Genomic DNA, 19,933 nt, shown 5'->3' with positions numbered 1-19,933 from the left:
CCTCCTTCACTGTCCAAAGAACTTCCCAACCCAGGTCGGGAAAAACGCCCATACAATCCCCTCTTTTCCCACCGTCAATACCTTTTCAGAAAAAATCTTTTGGCGCTTCCTTAAATGCCTTTCAGTCAATGAGTTAAATGTATATTGATTTTTCAACTTATTGCACTTCGCAATCACACAATTTGGGGACGGTCATTTCTGTATCCACTTAAATACCTATCAATCAATGGTTAAGGAGAATGACAGACAAAATATCAGATCCAACCCTACTTAGAAACGAAGACAGGAATTGCGCCTGTCTACCTGCGCTAACCCCACAAAACTCCATACTCAGCAAGCTGACCGTAACCCCGAAACCACTACAGATGCATTCTCACAATCGAAAAACCGATGCTTTGCGGCCTTCTGTCCCTCAAAGTGTCATGTTTGCATCAAAAATTAACTAATCCGGACTCAAGTGTATCCTCTGTTGGTCGTTCAATTGTAAAAGCGATGTGTTCGCCCAATATCAACTAACCCATTTATCTTACCATCGACTATGAGCTTCCAATTTTTCAAGAACCTGCGTTTGGGAACCAAACTGCTCGCCGGGTTTGGGATCGTGCTGGTCATCATGGTGATCGTAGCCCTGACCGCCGTTGTAGGGATGACCCAGGCAACGCAGAAGTCAGCCTCAACGGTGACCGAACACCTGCCCCAGCTGACCATTGCCAGTCAAATTGCCGAAATGGCGAAAGACACCCAGTATGTCGTTCGCGCCTACACCTCCACCGAAGACAGCAGTTTTCTTGAAAGTGCACGTGCCAATATTGAGGCTATTTCCAATGACTTCTCAAAACTGCGTAACATTGACACGGACGACATCGGCAAACGCAAGCTAGTGGCCATCTCCCAGCGCGGTGCGCAAACCATGGAGCGATACAGTTCACTTCTCGCCAATACCGAAACCGCCATTAATGAGTTGCAGACCAACCGCGCAGACGTGAACACCCGTGCCAACGAGTTTGTCGAAAAAACACGTGAGATTCGCGAGACCTTCACAGGCGAACTCACCATGGAAATCGAATCCGGGGACGTCATTCTCGAACTTCTCGGAGAGAGCCTGGATCGCATCGATGTGGTCAATACCATCATCAGCAACGGTCAAAACGTTTTCACACGTACCTGGCGTGCAATCGCTGAACAGGACCCCCAACTTGTGATTGAAGCCAACGGGGACTTTGAAACGATCCTCAGCGATCTGCAAAAAGCCCAGGCTTCCACGATGGATTTTTATATCCGGGGTCTGGTAGATGAAATCATCGCAACCTGCGAGAGCTATCAAACAGCCGCTCAGCGCGTCACCGCAAACTGGGAACAGCTCAACCAGTACATGGATGAGCTGAGCACCATTGGAAATGAATTGAGTGACATGACGCTCAGCTTTTCCACCGAGTCCATGAATCGGGTCACCACCGACACCAATACCAATCAGGTACTGCTTTCCAACTCCCGCAACATCGTCATTGCCCTGACCATCATTGCTGTGATCCTCGGAGTCGGCATTGCCATTTTCATCACGCGCTCCATGACCAAGCCGATGAACGAAATTCTCGAGGTGGTGGAAGCCATCGCAGAAGGCAACCTGACCAAAGAATCCAAGCAGGTTACCAAAGATGAAATCGGTATTCTCGGTCAATCGCTCAACAAGTCCCTTGCAAATCTGCGTGCCGTTCTTCGCGAAACCCTGGACTCTTCCGATATCCTGGCACAATCCGCCGGTCAGATGACCGAAACCGCTGGCAGCATGCTTGAAAAGTCCACCGACATGAATGATCGCTCAACCACGGTCGCTGCAGCTGGTGAAGAACTCTCCGCCAACATCAGCACGATGTCCAAGACCGCAGACGAACTCTCCAGCTCTGCACAGAGCGTTGCTTCCGCCGTTGAGCAGATGAGTGCATCGATCAATGAGGTTGCCCACAATTGCGCCAAAGAATCCGAGATTGCAGGACAGGCAAACCGTGAGGCCGAATCCGCACGCAGCGTCATGTCCGAGCTGGGAGAATCCGCCAACCAGATCAGCAAGATTGTGGAGATCATCAACAACATTGCCGCCCAAACCAACCTTCTGGCCCTCAACGCCACCATCGAAGCGGCGAGTGCCGGAGAGGCAGGCAAGGGATTTGCAGTTGTTGCCAACGAGGTGAAGGATCTTGCCCGTCAAAGTGCTCAGGCCACCGAACAGATCAGCAAGCAGATTGAAGAGATGCAGAGCAAGACGCACACTTCAATCACAACGATCAACTCGATCACCGAAATCATTGAAGAGGTCAGTAGCATTGCCGTAACGATCGCCTCTGCCGTTGAGGAACAATCCGTCACTACCAACGAGATCTCAAGCAGCCTGGGCAACGTGTCCGAAGCGATCAATCAGCTGGCCATCAACATCCAGCATGCCGCTTCCGGAGCTACTGAGGTGTCCGAGAACATTCAGGAAGTCAGTTTTGCAGCGAAGGAATCTGTGGAAGGTGCCAACAACACCAGCTCAGCCGCCCACGAACTCACCGAAATTGCCAAAACCCTGCGCGAGCAGGTGGGCAAATTCAAGGTGTGATTCGCACAGCTGCCAACAGCCCAAACTTCATTCAGATAAAGGCGGACCCGAACCATTCGGGTTCGCTTTTTTTTGCACATGGTCCAGAGACAATGGATTACCGGAATGACCCAACAATCGCCAATCCCCTTCCCTTTTGCAGAGAAGATGATGAGCCGAGCAACGGTTCAAGTCCCTACAGAGACAGGGTCAATCCGACTTTCAGGCTCCGGGGAAGCGTTGCCCTGAGTCCATGTGGGAGGCGGCTTGCAATTGCAACTTCATCCAGCACATTGCGCGCTACCAGAAAAGCATTCCACTGTTCGCTGATCTGATAGTTGACCTGCGCATCCACCACCCATCGACTTCCCACTCGTCCGACGCGAATATCATCAGGATCCGACTCCCGGTTATCCGCCGTTCCATACACGCTTCCAGTGTAGGCAGCAGTGATTCCTGCAGACCAACGCGAATGGGAATAGTGGAGACCTGCCTGCAGCATCCATTCCGGGATGTAAGGAATTCTGCTACCATCAAAAGCACCAAAAAAGATGGACTCTGGATCGCTTTGACCGTCAGTAGGATCCACAATCTCCGCACGGGTATAGGTGCCACTCAGCTCCACAACGAGGCGTTGATCGCTCTGCACAAGCAACTCCCGGCTAAGCATCCATTCCAGTCCGCTGACCCGCACCTGTCCAATGTTGGCATCATTTCCTCCATTGGCGATGCTCTCCGAGGTCACCAGATTCTCAAAATCCGTGTGGAAGCCCACCAGTTCGACAGCCCAATCGCGCTGGTTGCCGCGTATCCCAAATTCCACGCTTTGACTGCGTTCTTCCTCCAGACCTGAAGCAGCACCTGAGGGAGACACCGGAGACACTCCACGATGAAGTCCACCAAAGAGAGACCATCCCTCCGAGAGCACATAATTCATGCCTACCCCAGGAGCAAAAATCGACATGTCCCCTTCGCGCAAGGTCGGACTCGGTCGACCATCAGCCCTCCAGTACTCCCATTCGATCTGCTCATAACGCAATCCTGGCTCGAGTCGCAAGTTCCCGATCTGGATGCGATCCACAACATAAAACGTCGTCACATCGCTCACTTGTTTGCGGTTCCCTTCCCTGTCCGGTCCCCGCACTTCGATCAACCCGGAGATTGACCCATCCGCCTCCTGCGCAAAGACATCGGCATGCTGATAGCGTCGAATCGAATCACTGTGCAAGATAAGACCTCCCTCGAGAATGTGCGTGTGATGATCCAGATCCAACTGCAGCTGGTGCAACCACTGAATCCCGTTGCTCCGGTAAGTGCGGTTGTTGGCCTTCACTTTCAGCGTTCCCTCTTTGCTACCATCAAGCACCTTATAGGTATCCGAATCCAATCTCATGGAAGTCGAAAGACTCTGTCCGTTCACCTGATCGAGCTTATACCAATTGCGGTGAAAGCGGTTGTTGTACAACTTCACCACACTCTGGTAACGTTCGGAAACACTCCAGGTGTATGTCAGGAGCATGCGTTTGTGATCGGCGTTGATTTCATCAAAACGTGAGGCTGCATAACGCTCATAGGGATCATTTGCAAAATCCACATCATTGAGTCCAAGATAGGATTCTCGCGAATCCAGCTCCACATACCCCAACTTCAGGTTCAGCTCATGCGAACCCCGCTTCCATCCGACTTTCAGCATCGCATCCGTACGCTCATATCCGGTATCGTCGGAACCCGCATATGCTCCTCCTGCAGCAGGCCTGATCGTTTTAAATCCGTCCACCTGCTCATGGTGCAACTCAAGCAGATAGTGCAGCGAAGCGTGCTCGCTACGGAGAGCGATGCCGCCAGTGGTGCCATGCAACCGTACTTGCCCAAAACTTCCGTAGCTTGCGGTGAGCTGGGTCTGATTCTGCGCGGGGATCGGTGTCGAAAGATAGTTGATCACCCCACCAGTAGTATGAGGACCAAAGCGAACCTGACTCGACCCCTTGAGCACTTCGACACTCGCCATTCTCCCCAACGTGGGCGAGAAATAAGCAGCGGGTGCCGAATAGGGAGCGGGTGCGATAGGAATCGAATCCTCCATCAAGGTCACCTTGCCGCTGCGACCGGGATCTGAACCGCGCAAACTGATATTGGGAAACAGCCCAAACCCATCTTCCTGCCTCACATAAACTCCCGGCACTCGTGCAAGAACCTGGTGAATGTCCTGGTATTGAAACTGTTCGAGCGTCACGTCGTCGAGCACATACCCTGATCCTGCCAAGTATTGAATTTCGGCTGGCGACCCGATAACGAGCACGGGTTCGAGATCCAAAAATGGAAGTGGAGGGATCACCGATGCCGACAGCGACCCCGTCAACATCACACCCAGCAGTGTAGCGATACGACATTCAAACTTCTTGATACTGCGATTCAGTCTCATATACGATGATGCCTAAAAACCCACCCTGGATTCGTCAAGTCATTATTTGAGACTATATCTCAATTAATACTCAAAGTGACACGGATCGCTGATAAAAACTGCGATTTCCAAGCTCTATGCACGCGGCAATTCAACCCAAAACACCGAACCGCGTCCACGTTCGGAATCACAACCGATCCGCCCTTTCATGAGTTCTGTCAACCGCTTGGCAATCGACAGGCCAAGTCCGCTTGAGGTTTCTCCACCAGTTGGCCTTGCAGAGAGGCGGGCAAACTTTTCGAACAAGCGCTCCTGATCCTCACGAGTGAGGCCCGGCCCCTCATCCACCACCTCAACGCGCAACTGATCCTCATGGACCCGGCAACCAATCTTCACTACCGAACCCATATTGGAATACTTGATCGCGTTGGATACAAAATTATCGAGAACCTGTGCCAGAAAACCGCGATCAGCCATCACCTGCAAATCCGCAAAATCCGCTTCTTCGCAATCCATGCGGATGCGCTTTCGTTCTGCGGCCTCGTGCGATTGCTCCAACACCTCCTGCACGACCTTCCCTACGTGCACCGCAGTCAGTCGAGCAATCGCTTTGCCCTCATCGAGCCGGTTGACATCGAGAAGATTTCGGATCAGGAACGACATGTTGTTCGCACTGATCCGGATACCTTCGCTGTATTCGCGAAGTTCCGAAATTCCGCGGGCGACCAGCTCCTCTTCCAGCAGTTCCGCTAGTGAAATCACGGCGGCAGTCGGGTTGCGAAGATCGTGCGCTGCAATGCCCATAAACTCCTTGTTCAGCTGTACCAGATCGTGCAGTCGCGTATTGCTCTCCGCCAGTTCCTGTTTTCGGGCTTCAATCTCTCGCGTGCGATCCTCCACAATCCGCTCCAGCCGCAGCTGGCTTTGCCGCATGTACCGAAGTCGCCAGTGAACAACTCCATACAATAAACAGACCACCACCGAACCGATGATCAGGTAGAACCAAACGGTTTCGTAAAATTGGGCAGGAACGATCAATTCAAACGTTGCGGTGGCATGATCACCCACACTGCCCGTTCGGGAGATGGCCCGCACTTCAAAACGATATTCTCCGGGAGCCAGATTGGTATAACTCACCTCCCTCAGTGTAGTCTCCCTCCAATGCTCTTCAAATCCGACCAGCCGGGTTTCAAAAAGCACGGAGCTGGGTTCGCCAAAATACGGCGCAGTGTAGCGAAACTGCAATCGCCTCAATCCTGCTTCACTTCGTAACGAACCCTTTTGAAGCGGAAACCCACCCTCGAGTAGCTTGCCGTTGACTTCCACCTCATCGATCCAGGCATCCGGAACATGCCGGGAAATCTCAAATGTTTCTGCATCGAGCAGAAAAAAGCCACGCTCTGCCGGAATCCAGAATTTCGCGCCCTCGCGGTGCACCCGGGAAATCGAACGAATCGCATCCGACGGCAAACCATCCCGACTGTCGACATGCAGGATGTCCCGAATCTTCGATTGTCCCGATTCCAAACTCTCGTACAACTCCTCCGAGTTCAGGCGAAAGAGTCCACGACTCGATGTGACCCAGTGATGCCCCAGTCCATCATCAAGAACATGAAAAACGGAAGCAATGTTCAATGCCTGATAGAGGTCGAGGAATGATGCGTTCTCCCCTTCAACCCGCACGACCCCTCCGGCCATGCCTCCGATGGAACCGGACCGGCTGTCGGCATTCATGGAAAAGAAGGTGCGGGAAACGTATGGAGCTTCCACATCCTGACTCGCCTCCATCTCAACCGCACGCACTCCATCAATTCGATACAATCCCGAGTTGGTCGAAGCCCATATGCGGTTGTATGCGTCAACGTGCATTGACAGCAGGTAGGGGCTATGCAGACCCTGCTCCACCCCCAGACTGCGGATGATTTCGCCATCCCAGCAGTGAACGCCCGAAATGGTTCCAATCCAGATCCGCCCCAACTGATCTTCAGCAAAACAGCGGACGGAGCTGCTGAACAGACCCTGCTCCGTCGAGATTTGCGTCCACCGCTCACCATCGAACATCAACGCTCCCTCTCCAAGCGTGGCAATCCACAGCCGACCTCTCGAGTCTTCCATGAGATCCACCGAATAGGTTGAAATGGCCTCACCATTCCGCTCGACTGGCCGAAAAGTTGTGCCGTCAAAGTGAAAGACACCAGAAGCTGTTGCAACCCACCACCCGCCATCGGAAGCATCGTCCACTGCGTTTACGATTTCATCGAAAAATCCATTTCGCCCATGAAATGCTTTCACTCGACTGGGCTGCAACAGGACGAGTCCACGATGGTAGGTTGCGAGCGCGAATCCACCATTTGTAAGTTCCGTCATCGCAACGATGCGTTCGACCTCGGACGCAGTGGTCACCGGTTCAATCTCCCCCTTGCGAATCGCGTACAGGGGAGAGGATATCGTACCCAACAACACGGGACCATCGGCATGGCGTTTTCGGGCGAAGCGCACCCGCCGGTGAGGGAGATAATAGTCCTGTTCCGGCATGACCTCAAGCGATCCCTTCGATGGATCGAACCTTGCGATATAGCCTGAGACGGCGAGCCAGAGGGAACCGTCATCATTCGGATATATCGAATAAATGAGAGGACCGGGAGTCCCCATCTGAGTGAGATCGAAGAAGGAGGCTCCGGAATCATTCAATTTCCAGAGGTTTCCATCGACATCCGCAACCCAGAGCACCTGCTGCTCGGAATCAAACAGCAGGGTGCGATAAGTGCGTCTCTGCATGTTTTGAGGCAATTCATAGGGTACGACCGATCCTGATGCATCCACCGTAAAGATTCCCGAACTGGATAAAATGACCAATCGCCCCATCCAGTCCCGCTCCAACCGGACCGAATCGGGATCGGACACCAATTCCGCGATTTCCCAGGCCGTCACTTCGTTTTGTACAATGCGAATCAAAAATCCACCCGTTGCCAACGCCCAGATGTGCCCAGGTTTGGTTTCTGTAAGCAACACCGCTCCACCCAACAAACTGGGGTGATCACGCTCCGAGAACAGGCGCCCCTGCAGACCATCATAGCGGACAACTCCCTCGTAGGTTGCCATCCACAGAAATCCCTGCTCGGATTCTATCACATCATTGATGCGATTGCTGGTTGCTCCTGCCTGTTGATCCCAGACTCGCTCCACAAATTCCAACTCGGGATCGAATTCTACCTGTGAAACTCCTGCAAATGGGGCCAGTGTACTCGCCAGCACCATGCACAACGCACCTCCTGCTCTTCGTATCCACCTTGGGACAAGCGGACAGGAACAGGTCATCTGCACCGCAAACCGAGGCAAAACACGGACTCCATCCGAGCGATCAAACAACCACATCATCTTCGCATAGAATCGACTGCTTGAGCCGAATCCTTACTCAAAATATCTGAAAAAAACAATACGCGCAACTTTCAGTGCTATGCGACGCGGGGATCTTTCACATCCCGGGTCATCCACCCCTTGAGTGCGATGGCGATCAGGCAACCCACCACCGCCCACAGCCCCAGCCAAAACCACATGGCTTCGGGTCGATCCCAATAAGAGAGTTGGCCTTCGATCAATGCCTGTTGCAGCGGCACGTCCACACCGCCCACTTCGACCGTCTCCGGAGACCAGCGATTGAGCAAATAACCCGAGAAGTAGCTGACCAGTGTTTTTGCCAAAAACCAGGGAACCAGCGAAAGCCCAAGGTAGGTTCCCTCCTGCCCATGCGGCGCAATTGCCGCAGTGTATTCGTTGAGTTTGGGAGACCAGATGACTTCTCCCAGAGTCAGGATCACCATTGCAACCAGGGCCATGGTATAGTGCGCACTTACGATGGACATGCCATAGCGTTCCCATGGAATCGCCATGGGAAGCAGCGCAAATGCCGAGATCAAGGCACCATAGACCAGCATATTGTAGACCTTGAACTTGTTTGCGATCGGGATGATCAGGATGAGACCGATCACAATGCCAATGGGATTAATCGCGTTGAGCGTGCCAAACGCAGCGTCCGGTCCGATGGTGCGAAGCCAGTATTTCGGCATCAGCAAGTAGAGGTAAGTGAACACCGCGCGCACTCCCAAAATCAGTGTCACCAGTACCACCAGTCTCCAAATGATCGCATTTGACAACACCGCCCTGGCAATGTGGAGCGGGTTGCGAACCCCAACTTCACTTGCCTCAGGTTCAGCAGGTTCGTCCTCACCCCGCAGCTGTTCTTCGCTGTGAATCAAGGTCAATGCGACCAGATAGCACACAACGGCGCAGACCGCCGAGAGCGTGAAAATGTGCACGCTGGAGAGTCCCATGCCCTTGCGAATGATGTCGATTGAGATTCCGCCAGCCGCCGCACCGATATTCATGAAAAGGTACCATACATTAAACCCCGCTCCACGGGATTTTGCGGTCGTGTAGCGTTTACACGCGGATTGGAAGATGGTTTGCACTCCCGCCATGAAGGGTGCCATCAGCAACAGCGACAATGCCGTCAGCATGCCTTTGTGCGGGATCGCCGGCACGAGCGCAATGCCAACCACCGCCAGGCGAAGGACAAACATGGCGATCATGCTGAGGTGCAGGCTGCGCCGGATGCCCAGGGCATCGGTCACCGTGCCCGAAAAAAACAAGAATACCGATGTTGCCGAAGTGAATGCGGTGAGCGTCCAGCCCGCCTGTGCATCCGTCATTCCCAGTTCTTCCGACAAAAAAACGGATGCGATGGTCAGCATCGCAAAGTAGGCAATGCAGTCCACGAAGTTGATGATTTGAATGCCCCAGAACTCCCGGCAGGTTTCTTTCAAAACGCAAAAATCTCGAAAATATCGGACAACACTCTCCAGAGGGGAAGTTTGATGAGTCGGGTGGTCAGGAGATGAGTTCTGCATATCAATCCTTGGTTTTAAGGCACGATCCACACAAAGGCATCGACCGCAAGCTCAGGTAGACTGTCCTGGGGATTCGCCCCAATCCAATCCGATGTCCACCCATTGGCTCTGGTGCACGGTTGCACCGCAGGAGACAAAATCCACCCCGGTCCGCCCGATCTCGGGAAGCCGGTTCAATGTGATGCCTCCACTCGCTTCGGTGATCGCACGTCCGCCCACTTGGGCTACTGCCTCACGAAGGCTGGGTGTCTCAAAATTGTCGAGCATGATGATGTCGGCACCGGCTTCCATGACCGGCTCGATTTGATCCATGCGGTCCACCTCCACTTCAACGATCAAATCGGGGAAGCGCCGTTTTGCCCGCCTGACACGCTCGGCCAACCTGGCCCCTTCTTCCGCACCTGAACCGCTGAGATGATTGTCCTTTACCAGAATCCATTCATAGAGTCCGCGCCGGTGATTCCAACCACCTCCGCAGGCGGTGGCGTACTTTTCCAGCACTCGATAACCGGGAGTGGTTTTTCGAGTATCGAGAACGCGCGTCGCCGTTCCGTCGAGGGCCTTCACGTAGGTCGATGTCAACGTCGCGATGCCCGACAATTTTTGCACAAAATTGAGAAGCACACGCTCGGCCTGCAACATCTGCACCACATCCCCCGACAGCTCTCCGATGACCGCACCGGCATCGAGCACCTGCCCATCATCGCACCGGGGCATGTAATCACAGTCTCCGCCATACGCTGCCAGCACGAGCGGGACCAGGCGAGTCCCGCATAACACCATCGGCTGCCGCGCCACGAGCCGCGCACGGCCCGTCACCCCTGCGTCGAGCATGGCCGCACAGGTGACATCCATCGCGTAAGGAAAGGACTCCAAAAGACCCGCACCTTCCAGATCTTCAGCACGCGCGAGTTCGATCAGATGAAGCAATGCCTGCGCATCGAGCGCATTCCATGTCAACTGCTGAAAGGCATGTTTTCTCATGGCATCATCCCGCAGTATTATTCAAGTTTACCGCTGACACCACGCGCGCGACGACTTGCTCCAAGGTCAACGCCGAGGAGTCAATCCGCACCGCACCCTCTGGGATTTTGAGGGGAGCAGTCTTTCGCCCCGCATCCATCTGATCCCGTTGTTGGATCGAGTCCACCTGTCCCTCAAGCTCACGGCGGGCCTGACGTGTCGCGGCATCAGCCTCCAGATAAAACCGCCAGCGCGCATCCGGAAAAACAACCGAACCAATGTCCCTGCCTTCCATCACCAAGCCTGCAAATCCACCCGGTTCACACAATTCGACCTGACTTCGCTGGTAGTCCAGCAATTTGGCACGCACTTCCGGAATCGACGCAAAAGCGGAAACCTGTTGATTGACCTCTTCTGAGCGAAGCTGTTCTTCGTCAACCGGACTTCCGTTGATCAAAATCCTTGACTGACGTCCCTCGATGCGTGAGTCGAGCGACAGTTGTTCCAGCCCTTTCACTACCTGTGCGTGTTCCTTCGGATCGCAACCCAAGCGCATCAACGCGTGAGTGAGGCTACGATAGTGAGACCCCGTATCCACATGCAATAAGTTGAGGCGTTGCGCGAGCAATCGTGAAGTCGAACTCTTTCCAGATGCCGCACCGCCATCAATGGTAATGATGTTTTCCATTCTCATGAACCCCATCGAGCATTTCCATTGCACCATCACTGGCAACTCCAAAGGCATTGGAGCCTCTCCAAAGACTCAGAAAAAAGGGGTGTGCTCTGGAGGACTCACTTGGACTTCGAAAAGGTATTGGTCATCGAGAGCAGCACCTTGTGCAACTGTCCTACGTAGGACGGATTTGTGATCTCGATCTTGCCCTCTTCATGGTGGATGGTGAGCATTCCGCTCTCCCAGCGCCAACGGATGATCCGATCCAACGCAAGTGCTTCGTTGTCATCGGTTTTCACAAAAATTTTTGGATTCATGATATTCCTGTACTTTCATGTTCGGCAGCGCGCTCCCGGGCTTAAGAAAAATCCTTGTGCGCATGGCAACTTTCCTCCTCGCAAGAACCGTTTTCACGGCAGGTTTTTGAATTGCCCGAGCACCCATCTGCCCGATACTTGCACAGGCAAGCGACATGGATCCCGAAATATCAGAAACCGTTGCAAACACCATCTGGAAATGGCAGAATCCTCCTGTTCAGCCCACGATCTCCAATCGGAAATTGCGTTCAAAAGCACTTTTACCCATCACGATGCTCCTGATCGGGTTCGTACTGATGCGCTTTGGCTTCAAGCATGATTCAGCCGCATGGGTTTTGCTGCTACTCGCCGGAGCAGTTGGCATGATCGCCCTGTTCGCACCCAGACGCTTGTGTCTGATCGAACGTTTTGGAAAATCTGTCGCTCGCCTGGCAGGAATCATCATGACCTACCTGCTTCTCGTTCCTTTCTACGTGGGAGTTCTGGGGTGCATGCGCATGCTTTTTGCCATTCGAAACCGAGATCCCCTGCATCGAAAATGGGATTGCAGCGGCTCGAGCTACTGGATCGACCGCTCTACAAACGATGCCAAGTCGCACCTCGACCGTCCATTCTGATGAAAATCCTCGGCATCAGCGCCTTCTATCACGACTCGGCAGTCGCATTGATCGACGACGGTCACATCGTGGCAGCCGCACAAGAGGAACGCTTCACCCGTATCAAACATGATGCATCCTTCCCGACGCGCGCCTTGAAATACTGTCTGGCGGAAGCGGGATCATCTGCAGATAACATTGATGCGGTGGCCTACTACGAAAAACCACTTCTCAAATTTTCGCGCATTCTCGAAACCTCGATGCGCGTCGCACCGTTCGGGTTGAACCCCTTCATGGCAGCCATGCCTTCCTGGCTGCGCAACAAACTCTGGATTCCGTTCCAGATCGAATCCGCACTGGACCAGTGCAGAATGCAAAACTGCCCCCCAATCTATTTCCCGGAGCACCATTTTTCCCATGCAGCCAGTGCCTATTTCCCGTCACCCTTTGAATCTGCCGCTGTGATGACTCTCGATGGCGTGGGTGAATGGGCAACCACTACCCTTGGTGCCGGACAGGGTCGCGATCTGCAGTTGTTCCAGGAACTTCGCTTTCCCCACTCGCTGGGATTGCTCTATTCGGCCTTCACCTATTTCACCGGATTCAAAGTCAACTCCGGAGAATACAAGCTCATGGGATTGGCGCCCTATGGAGTTCCCCGTTACGTTCAGACAATTCTGGATCATTTGATCGATCTCAAACCGGATGGGTCATTTCGCCTGAACATGGACTATTTCGGCTATTTGAGCGGACTGCGCATGACTCACTCCCGCTTTTCCGACCTTTTTGGCGGCCCACCCCGAAATCCGGAAAGCGACATTACCTCCCGCGAATGCGACCTTGCTGCTTCTATCCAGGCGGTTACCGAGGAAATTGTGCTGCGCATCGCCCGGCATCTGCACCGTATTACGGACAATCCCCGACTCTGCATGGCCGGAGGAGTCGCACTCAATTGTGTCAGCAATGGAAAACTGTTGCGAGAGGGACCCTTCAGGGAAATCTGGATTCAACCTGCGGCTGGCGACAGCGGTGCCGCCATTGGAGCAGCCCTTGCGGTGTGGCATCAGCTCAACCCCAATGCAAAGCGACCCGAAACCCGCTCAGATGCGATGAAGGGCGGATTTCTGGGTCCACGGTTTCCAAGCTCGATCATCCGGAAATTTCTCGATTCCAAGGGCTATCCCTATCACCTGACGACTGGAGAGGACTGGAGTCGGCAAATTGCGAGCCTTCTCGCCGAACAAAAAGTGGTTGGGCTTTTCCAGGGGCGAATGGAGTTCGGCCCCCGTGCCCTCGGTGCACGTTCCATTCTCGGAGATCCGCGCTCTGCTTCCATGCAGTCACTGCTCAATCGCAAAATCAAATTCAGGGAGTCCTTTCGTCCCTTTGCACCGGCATGCCTGGAAGAAACCGTGAAACAGCATTTCGAAATTGATGCACCCTCCCCCTACATGCTCCTGGTCTGCCCGATTCGGCAGGAGCATCGCCAAGCAACGCAACCCTTGCAAACTGGCAACCTGATCGAACGCGTCAATCAGATCCGCTCCCACCTGCCAGCAGTCACCCATGTGGACTACTCCGCCCGCATTCAGACCGTTTGCCAGAAAACGCATGGCAGATTTTACGACCTGATCAAGGCTTTTGAAGCATTAACTGGCGTTGGAGTCATCATCAACACCTCATTCAATGTGAGGGGAGAACCCATCGTCTGCACCCCGGAAGACGCTTATCGCTGTTTCATGCGAACAGATATGGATGTTCTGGTGCTCGAGGACTGCATTCTCTTCAAACAAGATCAGCCCGAGTGGAAAGAGAACAGGGACTGGCGCACAGAATTCAGCCTCGACTGAGGCCGCATCAAAGCATAAATTCCACGCACAACCATGCGCTTTCTTCGACATTTGGGACAACTCATCCGAGACCTCTTTGACTTCGCACGTGTTCACAAGGCGTGGTGGATCGTTCCCATTGTGCTCATATTGCTCAGCTTTGCCGCTCTGATCATCATCGTACAGGCAGGTACTCCCGCGTTCATCTACACCCTGTTCTGAGTTCGCCATCACCGTTGGGTAGCCGGGGTGGCTTCATTCGATTTGTTTCCTGCGAGATCAGGCAAATGTTCTTCGCTGCCAGAACACTCAATCCAGCGAACGCAGCCGATCCAGTCCAGGATGCCCCGGTTCCATGCCTTCCAATCGAGCTTGAATCGCCATGCGTCGCTCCCGATCCCCCAGTTGCTCATAGGCCCACGCGAGCGCAAACCACAAATCCGGATCGTAGCGCAAGGATTTTCCCGCACGTTCGAGCATTGGGATGGCTTCACCAAAGTGCTGCAGAAAACAAAGTGCCATGCCATAGTTTCGCACGAGGATTGCATCGTCTGGAAATTCCTGAACCGCCTGCTCATACACGCTGCGCACACGCGCGACATGCTCAGCATCTGCGAGGTGATCGCTCAGTCGCTGAACATTTGCTGACCACTGTTCGATGCGAAGGGTCGCATCCATTTGTCCCGTAAACGGAGCTTGGGAAAAGCGTCGGAGCAGCTCCTCCGCAATCATGGATTGATCGTAGGCAGTGAAGCCCAGACTCCGGGCGATGCGGTCGAGACTCGGAACTGTTTTTTTATCGTCAGGCAGCAGTCCACGTTGCTGCCACCGCTGCACTAGTGTCAGATACCAGAGCCGTGCCAGTTGGTAGTTGCCCTGCATGTTCAAATGAACGTGCTCATACAACCACTCCGAACCCGGAATTCCGTAGGGACTCGATTGAGCGAAGAGTGCCTGGGCATCGACGAACCGAAAGTGCGGAATGGTTTCAAATCCGTTTGCAACCCGACGGACTGCAGCGTTGAGAGGGTTCGTCGTTCGGAAGCGCAGGGTGTCCAGCTCAAGCGCGCGAGCAAGAAAACGCCGGGCCTGGTCCTCCTTTTCAATCGCCAGAAAAGTGCGCCCCATGCGGTAGGCGAGCGACGCCACCCGATCATCCAGGCTCCATGCCTTTTGATAGGCATGCAATGCACCTGCTGCATCTCCCCGCTGGAGCGCATGGTCACCCTCGTTCACCCATGCCCTATAGGATTCGAAGGCGGCACCCTGCTCGGGCAGGGCACATTCGCTCGACTGAAATGGAGCAAAATCCCGTTGATTCACAACCACGGTGTTCAAGATCACGTCGGCTCCCGCGTTCAAGCCCTGCTTTACGATGTCATCAAGATTGCGTTCAAACGCGTCAACCACTCCGTCCAGCACCAGATCATCGGCTTCAATGGTCTGCTGCAGAAACATGGCCATTCCACCCCAGTCCGAGTCCACGTCCCCCACCGCATGTCGCCCATAACCTGCCAGCAACTGGGAAAGTCTTCGTTCTCGCAAATAGATGGCTGCATCGATCATCCATACTGGAAGTCGACCGGGTGACAGGATTCCAGTCGGACCATAGGGACCAATGACCTCGTTGTTCCCTTCGTAGAGGATCATCGCATCAGGTTCAAGCTGCGCACAATCCTGCGCAATTCTGCGAACCGCATGGGAATTGATCGCAGTCATCGCTGCATTGACAACCTGCACATTCAGTTCCGGAAAATTCAGTTCGAACATGCGCTGCAGCATGCGGGGTGCACCAAACGATGCATCAGGATCCCCCATGGCTGCTGAACTGCCCAATACGAAGATCCGGCGTTCACCTGCAGCTTTCTGTTTGCGGAGTAGAAAGGGCTGGGGTCGCCGTAGCGTTCCGGGGGAAAAATAAGGCGAGCCAAACCACCGGTTTTCACCCCATCCCGGTGAACCATCGGCAAATTGCGTGGATTGGTAGAAACGCGGACTGTGTCCAACCCCAAACAGAACCAAACCCGCCTCCAGCAGCCCAACCGTTCCAAGTGAGAGCACCGTTGCAACAACAACTCCCAGGATCGCTTTCTTCCACACCGGAAGGGACTTCCCCGGAGATTGCACATCTGTCACAGGTTTCATCGATACACTCACGTTTTCAATCGGATCATATAGAACATGGAAAAGCTTGTTGCACCCTAAGCAACAAGCTTTTCCGCATCTGGTGGGCAAACGGCCCCCACTCAGTCATCTAACACCCATGTTGAGTGGGAGCTGCCCCATGATGAACTCCGCCTCCAGAGACCGGCCCCTTGTGCTGATTGCACAGTTCCTTCGCCGAAGTTCAAATGCATGATTGACACTAGAATCGAATGCCAAGAGTCAGGCTGTACACCCGTTCGGTTGGAACTTCGTAGCGCTGGGTTGCCACAACACTCGAGCTTCCGGTTGCACGCCACCCGACAAACGCTTCCTGTTCCGTGAGGTTCTTGATGTTGAGCCGCAACACTGCCGGATAACCAAACATGTCAAACTTGTAGCCTGCAAAGCCCTCAAGGTAGAAAGTGCTCGGATCATACCGGTCAACACCGTTGTGAGATCCGCGATAGGCTTTGCCAGCCCATTGTCCTCCAAGTCCAATGGAGAGACCTTGCGCACTGCCTTCGGTGAAACTGTACTTTGTGAGGAACGAAAACTGATCCTCAATCGGTCCTTCATACGGAATGTCACCGACCAGTGCGGAATTCACGTGCTTCGAAATCTTGATCTTGTTGTGTGCATAACTCAGCAAAATCTGCCAATTCCGTGTGGGTTGCAGAACCAAATCAGCCTCAAAGCCCTTGGATTCGGTTTCCGCTCCATCGACCACATCTCCCGCAAGATCCTCACGGCTCAACCCGGGCCAGCGAAGTGCACGCTCAGCCGGACTGAGAGAATCCCAGATTTGCTGATCCAGGTTAAAGGCATCGGGATCGTCCACTCCACCACCTTCTTGCGTGATCGTGTAGTAGCTGATGGTTCCGCTCACACGACCGTCCATGAGATCAATCTTGGTTCCGATTTCAAAGCTCTCTCCCACAAGCGGTGGCAGTTGGCGCTGAAAGGAATCCCGAAGGGAAGTCGGAAACAGCGAGGTCGACTGGATCGCAAACAGGGAGATATCATCGGTCACATCAAAGACAACCCCGTAGAGCGGAGAGGTTTCGGAATCTTCCGTCACATTATCAGGGACCAGTGAATTCCCGTTTGCCCACTGCACCAGCTTAAAATTGGCACGGTTCACCGCCACATTGGTTTTGAGACGACCGTCCATGAATTTCGCCTGCCAGGACGCGAAGTAATAGTCGTTTGAATTATCCTGGGTTTCGTAGGCACCCGCCGTATCCATGAAATAATCCGTTGGAGGACCGATGGGAGTGGGAATGTCGATGTTAGCCTTCACAGGCAGGTAGACAATGCTCGTGGAACCCTCCGGAACAGTTCCCTTGAAGGTGATGAAATCCTCTGACCAGGCATTTGCCCCCACTGTGAACACATTGTCGAAGGCGTTGGTATTGAGTTCATATACCGCCGTTGCGCCATAAGCCCACATCTCATTCTGCCAGTCACGGTGGTGCCAGTGCATGGCAATGCGCTCCTCCGGTGTGTTGGGATTGAGCCAACCCGTTGCAACACCTCCGCGCGATGAAAATCCGAGATCCCAGTTCCCCGCACTTCCTCCCATGCCTGCAGCGTTGAGACCGTCACTATCCACCTGATCGCGGTCGCCATACTGCCAATAGGCATTGACGAAGAAGTTGTGGTTGAACTGGTGGGTCACCCGAAAACGCATGTTGGAGGTTTCAAGCGAACGCACATTGTCCGTTGACCAATTCCAGTCCCAGGGGATGTCGGGGTGTGAGATCTGAATAGGAATGCTCGCCCCATTTCCAAGACCGTTGCCCTGGGAATCCACTTCCGCAGTTTCAAACGTGCCAAGGCCCATGGTTTTATCCCGATAACCGTATTCCAACAGGAATTCCAACGTGGTCTTCTGTGTTGGCTTCCACGCCAGATTCACCTGGCTGAACTGGATGGTTCCCTCAGAATTTCGGCGGTAATCGCGGGTTTCCGAATTGACTCCCACAAAGCGAACCCCAAAGGACCCGAGATTGACCTCCGAGGTGAAATTTGCATCGACCTGGGCACGGTACTCTCCCTCACTGGCCAGCGTCAGTCCAAGATCCGCAAAGTTCTGACTGAAATCAACCGTCTTGGTGACACTGTTCATGATGCCGCCCGGATATGCCAGACCATACAGAGCCGCAGCAGGCCCCTTCACCACTTCCACCCGGGAAAATCCCGCCATGTCCACCGGATCATACTGGCGCACACCGTCCCGCAAGCCCCAGTTCTGCTGAAAGCCGCGGAAAAAGAAATTATTGTAGGCCTGCTGAATCACATTGCTCGAATGCACGTCTGCAGCTCCGTTCACCATCGCAGCATTGTAACGCTCCAGCTCCACCTGATTGGTGATGAGGAAGTCGTCCGCCAGTTCGCTGGTGAACACCTGGATGTTGATCGGAATGTCCTTGATCGGGGTATTCGAACGGGTTCCCGCCAGCGAATTCGATGCAATATAGCCCTCCGTCGCGGTCTCCGAAACCGTGAACGGATCCAGAACATAAACCACATCACCTTCGTCATCCTGCGCGTTCAGCACATTCGACGTTATGCATAGTGATAGGATTGTCGCATATAAAAGGGTCAAGCGATGCCCGTCCCTCAAGTAGAACTTCTTGAGAATCATGATATTTATCTTAATAATTTTGGGTATAACCAGGGGGATATTACTCGCTATAAAGGAGTAAACATGAATTACAGAAATGAAAACTTCAGGCCCATATTCAACATTACAGACGACGCTTACTAATGAATTCGATTAGAATATCTTCTCGATCCATTTCATTTATAGGCACTTAAGGATTTTTAAGATTTTTATTCCAAATCCTTCAAAAAACGTGCACTTTTCGGCATCCGAGACACTTAATTTGTGATTTCTGCCTTTCATCTGTCCTCCACGAACCCACTCTTCAGCTCGTTTTTTGCCCAACATCAATCCTCATCCCACCCCCAGCATCACGTCACCCAAGGTTCCCACCAAAGCACGAGAATCAAAAAAAACGGAATTAAGTAACTTATCTCCTAGACTCAACTGCTTCAAAAAGGCTTCCAATCAAACACCTCTGAATCATAGCGACCGCTTTGCATCTACACAGCAGATCAACCCTCCAAAAACCTCATCCCTAATAACTGACCTACCCCGGAAATCGCCCCTATTCATTACCTAAAATAAGGTGAAATAAATATTTCTACATAATAGCACTTACTCAGCCGAATGATTGCTTTACATACTGAACCCAGGATTTGATAAAACACCATTCGGCAGATGCCGAACTCAAACGTTCCGATAAATCGGAGCTGCAAAAACCCCGACGAGTCGAGGACACAAAACTTTTTTGGCGCTGTGTAACAGCGTTATGTAGGCCATAGGCCTTGTAGGCTGACATTCGTCAGCCGATGTAACCTGATTCAGTTGTTTAAACCATAAAGGGTATCAGGGATCATCGCAGGTTTGATTTTCAGTATCTCCCAAACCTTCAGTTCAGTTTCAGGCACAGCGCATTCCA

At 53.2% G+C, this 19,933-nt stretch carries 12 protein-coding genes; 4 read left to right on the top strand and 8 right to left on the bottom strand.

Annotated features, from left to right (window positions below; translation table 11 throughout):
* Positions 1-538 precede the first annotated feature (538 nt).
* Positions 539-2,596 carry a methyl-accepting chemotaxis protein gene (locus tag ABQ298_09650; GenBank protein ID MEQ9824637.1) on the top strand — a complete coding sequence of 686 codons (2,058 nt, stop codon included), beginning with the start codon at positions 539-541 and terminating at the stop codon, positions 2,594-2,596.
* A gap of 175 nt (positions 2,597-2,771) precedes the next feature.
* Here ABQ298_09650 and ABQ298_09645 read toward each other — a convergent pair whose 3' ends face one another.
* The 6 genes from ABQ298_09645 to ABQ298_09620 all read right to left on the bottom strand — a co-directional run bounded on the left by ABQ298_09645 (position 2,772) and on the right by ABQ298_09620 (position 11,836).
* Positions 2,772-4,997, bottom strand: a complete 2,226-nt coding sequence (locus tag ABQ298_09645; GenBank protein MEQ9824636.1) for a TonB-dependent receptor — start codon at positions 4,995-4,997, stop codon at positions 2,772-2,774.
* 114 nt (positions 4,998-5,111) lie between these two features.
* Positions 5,112-8,234 (bottom strand): ATP-binding protein, encoded by a 3,123-nt coding sequence (locus tag ABQ298_09640; protein ID MEQ9824635.1) that lies wholly within the window; start codon positions 8,232-8,234, stop codon positions 5,112-5,114.
* Between the two features lie 197 nt (positions 8,235-8,431).
* A complete protein-coding gene (locus ABQ298_09635) occupies positions 8,432-9,799 on the bottom strand; it encodes an MFS transporter (GenBank protein MEQ9824634.1) in 1,368 nt (455 codons plus the stop codon).
* Between the two features lie 135 nt (positions 9,800-9,934).
* Entirely contained in the window at positions 9,935-10,867 is a 933-nt protein-coding gene (gene nadC, locus ABQ298_09630) for a carboxylating nicotinate-nucleotide diphosphorylase (GenBank protein MEQ9824633.1), read from the bottom strand.
* Between the two features lie 4 nt (positions 10,868-10,871).
* Positions 10,872-11,540, bottom strand: coding sequence for a (d)CMP kinase (gene cmk, locus ABQ298_09625; protein ID MEQ9824632.1), 669 nt, complete (start codon positions 11,538-11,540; stop codon positions 10,872-10,874).
* 98 nt (positions 11,541-11,638) lie between these two features.
* On the bottom strand, positions 11,639-11,836 hold the full coding sequence (locus tag ABQ298_09620; protein ID MEQ9824631.1) for a hypothetical protein: 198 nt from the start codon (positions 11,834-11,836) through the stop codon (positions 11,639-11,641).
* Positions 11,837-11,991: 155 nt separating this feature from the next.
* Here ABQ298_09620 and ABQ298_09615 point away from each other — a divergent pair, with 155 nt between their 5' ends.
* The 3 genes from ABQ298_09615 to ABQ298_09605 are packed head-to-tail and all read left to right on the top strand — an operon-like array spanning position 11,992 to position 14,483.
* Complete coding sequence (locus ABQ298_09615) at positions 11,992-12,453, top strand: hypothetical protein (protein ID MEQ9824630.1); 462 nt, start codon at positions 11,992-11,994, stop codon at positions 12,451-12,453.
* Positions 12,450-14,282, top strand: a complete 1,833-nt coding sequence (locus tag ABQ298_09610; GenBank protein ID MEQ9824629.1) for a carbamoyltransferase — start codon at positions 12,450-12,452, stop codon at positions 14,280-14,282. Before ABQ298_09615 ends, ABQ298_09610 begins: the two co-directional genes overlap by 4 nt.
* Positions 14,283-14,315: 33 nt before the next feature.
* The gene (locus tag ABQ298_09605) at positions 14,316-14,483 is read left to right on the top strand and encodes a DUF5989 family protein (protein MEQ9824628.1); all 168 of its coding nucleotides are present in this window, start codon (positions 14,316-14,318) and stop codon (positions 14,481-14,483) included.
* 87 nt (positions 14,484-14,570) lie between these two features.
* Here ABQ298_09605 and ABQ298_09600 read toward each other — a convergent pair whose 3' ends face one another.
* Positions 14,571-16,406, bottom strand: coding sequence for a hypothetical protein (locus tag ABQ298_09600; GenBank protein MEQ9824627.1), 1,836 nt, complete (start codon positions 16,404-16,406; stop codon positions 14,571-14,573).
* Between the two features lie 220 nt (positions 16,407-16,626).
* Positions 16,627-19,053, bottom strand: coding sequence for a TonB-dependent receptor plug domain-containing protein (locus ABQ298_09595; GenBank protein MEQ9824626.1), 2,427 nt, complete (start codon positions 19,051-19,053; stop codon positions 16,627-16,629).
* Positions 19,054-19,933: the final 880 nt, after the last annotated feature.

This window comes from Puniceicoccaceae bacterium (genome assembly GCA_040224245.1).
In the GTDB taxonomy this organism is placed as follows: Bacteria; Verrucomicrobiota; Verrucomicrobiia; order Opitutales; family JAFGAQ01; genus JAKSBQ01.
Note: the sequence above shows the minus strand (reverse complement) of the source record. Positions and strands in the feature narration are given on the sequence as shown.